The 3,084-nt window shown below is 45.9% G+C and carries 2 protein-coding genes; one reads left to right on the plus strand and one right to left on the minus strand.

Going from position 1 to position 3,084, the window contains the following annotated elements:
* Nucleotides 1-28: 28 nt before the first annotated feature.
* Nucleotides 29-1,666 (minus strand): cyclic peptide export ABC transporter, encoded by a 1,638-nt coding sequence (locus V6C93_RS06305; RefSeq protein ID WP_333475803.1) that lies wholly within the window; start codon nucleotides 1,664-1,666, stop codon nucleotides 29-31.
* A 270-nt stretch (nucleotides 1,667-1,936) separates the two neighbouring features.
* Between V6C93_RS06305 and V6C93_RS06310 the strand changes: the two genes are divergently transcribed.
* Nucleotides 1,937-2,920, plus strand: coding sequence for a glycosyltransferase family A protein (locus tag V6C93_RS06310; protein WP_333475804.1), 984 nt, complete (start codon nucleotides 1,937-1,939; stop codon nucleotides 2,918-2,920).
* The last annotated feature ends 164 nt before the right edge of the window (nucleotides 2,921-3,084 follow it).

Below are 3,084 nucleotides of genomic sequence, written 5' to 3' on the forward strand. Positions count from 1 at the left end.
CTCCAACAGGTGGCTAAATCTAAGCAAGTTATTGGTTAGGTCTGTGCAGCCGCTTGTCATACTCCACCAGGCCATAATCTAGTTTGATAATGCGGTCTGCAAGGTGAAAATAGTGGTCATCATGGCTGATGACAAGTACCGTTTTTCCCCTATCTCTTAGCTTGGGGAGAAATTGTGTATAAAAGATTTCCTTGAATAGGGGGTCTTGGTCTGCGGCCCACTCATCAAACAGATAAATCGGTCGATCATCTAAATACGCGAAGAGTAGCGCGAGTCGCTTCTGCTGTCCTTGGGAGAGGGCAGTGGTGGAAAGTTTCCCCCGTTCAACGCTAACTTTGCGATCGAGCTGGAGTTGCTTCAGGTAATCTTGAGCTTGCCTATCTAAATCCGCGTTGTCAAACCCCAGAAGTCGCTCAAATAGATAGAAGTCAGAGAAAACCACGGAGAAGTGCTGGCGATACCACTCTCGATTTTGTGGAGTAATGGGTTGTTCATCTAACCGGATTTCTCCAGCTTCCGGAATGTATAGTCCAGTAATCAGTTTGGCTAGAGACGATTTACCACTACCATTGCCGCCAATAATGTAGACCAATTCTCCTGGTTGAAGCGTGAGATTAATCGGGCCAATGGTAAAGTTGATGTCTTCTTGCTCTCGCTGATAAGTACGAATCACACCCTTGAGTTCTAAACGTTGCCAAGAGGACTCAACCTTAGGTGGAATCATCTCCGCTTCAGCACAACTGCTCAGAGAGAAACCTAGCGCCTCAATCTTTTGCAAAGCGACGTTTGCTTTACTGATCAGGGGAAGTTTGTTGACAATGTTATCGAGTGGGCCAATTAAATAGGTGAAAGTCAAGACGTAGCCAGAGAGGGTTTGGAGGTCAATGACGATTAGATTGGGTAAGACGAATAGCACTAAACCGATCGCGAAAAAAAAGATGAGTTTACCCCAGCTATCGGTAGTGGCAAATAAAGTCAGACCCTCAGTATTATGACGGCGGAAGTTAGCCGCCGTGGTTTGCAACTCTTCGGTGATGAAGTCTTGACGGCGTTGATAGTTGAGCTTGAGTTCTTTAACTCCTGCGGTAATCGTGCGAAAGTGATGAAAGAGTTGGTCTTGTTCCTCGCGAGCAAGGGCAATCAGGTGTCTGCCTCGTCTGAGCAGCACCCGACAACTACCCAGTGCGATCGCAGATAATACCGCAACAATCAGAAACACGTTCCAGGAGAGCCAGGTGATATAGAGTAAGCCTCCCGCGACAATAGCCAGGTTAATACATAAGAAAGGAATCGTATAGACCGCGTTAGAAATGGCCTGAACATCTTCGGTAAGGGTTGCCAACAGTCGTGGAAAACCCAGCTTTTCTAGATGACTTAACTCTGCGGCAAGAATTTGGCGACTTAGGCGCATCTGAAGTTCAAAGATGGCATTCTGAGACAGCTGAATCAGCACCACCCTTGCCAGGATACTGGTAACGAGTGCAACAAGTGCCAGTCCAGCAAAACCCCAAGCGATCGATGTTGGTATACGACTCGTGCTGCTACCCATAGCACCGCCGATCAGCGCAATCAAACCCGCACTACTACCCCCACTCAAAAAGCCGATGACAATTGCGATCGCCACCATTCTCCAGGAAGAACGCAGGAGAAAGTAAATTAACTTCATGAAACGATTAACTTTGTAATAAAAGACAATTATCGATGCTCACTGAGCAATGAACAATGAGCATCGACCCTTGATAATGGATAACTGATGATGTCATGTCCAGCTTTCAGAGCGGTTCCCTGTCTAAGGGGGGCTAGGGAATCTAAAGTTGCGATACTTCTTGGAAGCTTCCCCAACCTCCTTATTCTCACTAAAGCTCCGGCCTAAAAAAGGGGGGAACCGCTCGGAACGCTGTACATGAGATGAACTGAAAAGTGTCAGGAGTAAGCGATGGGACAGGAACCAGTAGAGAAGCACTTACCAAGTTTTTCAATCGTCTTAGAGACAGAAAACTTAGCAAATGCTAACCTTAAGGGTTTGTCTCAGTCTCTAGCATCCCTGGCACAGCAAGACGTTTCGCCGACTCAGGCGAATGAAGTTTGGCTGATTGATAGTGGTGATGCTCCAGCTAACCTGCTAGAGCAACTTTGTGAAAAATACTCTTGGATTAAAGTGCATCAAGTCCCTTTGGGAACTGGCTATTACAAAGCCAAGATGCTGGGCGCTGAATTATCTACAGGGGAAATTGTAGTTTACTTTGATTCTGATTGTAGCTACCAGACAAACTGGTTAAGAAATATACTGACGCCCTTCACTCAGGAAGATCAGGTTCAAATCGTAGCTGGGGAAACAATGACACGGGGTTTAGGTATCTATGGAACGGCGATGGTGATAGCCTACATTTTCCCTCCCTATTCCGGAGAGGAAACCCTGACTCCCACCACTCAATACTTCCTGAATAATGTGGCATTTCGACGTGAGTTTCTGCTCCAGCATTCCATACCCACCCAGCTGCCTCTGTATCGGGGCAACTGCGCAATTCATGCTTACAAGCTTTGTCAAGAAGGTTACACCATTTGGAGACAGCCGCAAGCTAGGGCAACTCACGCTCCCCCATCGAGTGTATCGCATTTTTTCTGGCGATTTTTGTTAATTGGTCATGATTATTACTGGCAGAATACTTTGCTAGCACAAGCGAATTTTGACCCAGGTGGATACCGGAATTCAATGGCAGGATTGAGGGAAAAGATGAAAGTTTTTATAGATAGATTCAGAAAGATGGTACGACATGAACCGCGTCACCTGGTTTACATTCCTATTGCTCTACCAGTTGCCTTGAGTGCCGTTGCTTTAGTTGCTGTGGGTTATATCATTACCTCTATCAAGGGCAATTACTTACTTACGGTGTATAACAACCTTCTCGGTGAAGTTTAATCAAGGGCTAATCAACTGATAGTAAAAGGCAGAAGGGAAAAGATTGACTGGTCAAAGTTTCATACTGAGTTGCACTTCTTTAGTCGAATTTAACAAACCACAGAGGCACTGAGGGCGCTGAGGTAAGAGAAAGAGAGAGTTATACGTTTGAAGGCAACTTGGTA

Source organism: Allocoleopsis sp., assembly GCF_036703385.1.
In the GTDB taxonomy this organism is placed as follows: Bacteria; Cyanobacteriota; Cyanobacteriia; order Cyanobacteriales; family Coleofasciculaceae; genus Allocoleopsis.

Bases quoted from the DNA above. Each gene is read 5' to 3' on its own strand.
- V6C93_RS06305 (WP_333475803.1), bottom strand. From the start codon at position 1,666: ATGAAGTTAATTTACTTTCTCCTGCGTTCTTCCTGGAGAATGGTGGCG.
- V6C93_RS06310 (WP_333475804.1), top strand. From the start codon at position 1,937: ATGGGACAGGAACCAGTAGAGAAGCACTTACCAAGTTTTTCAATCGTC.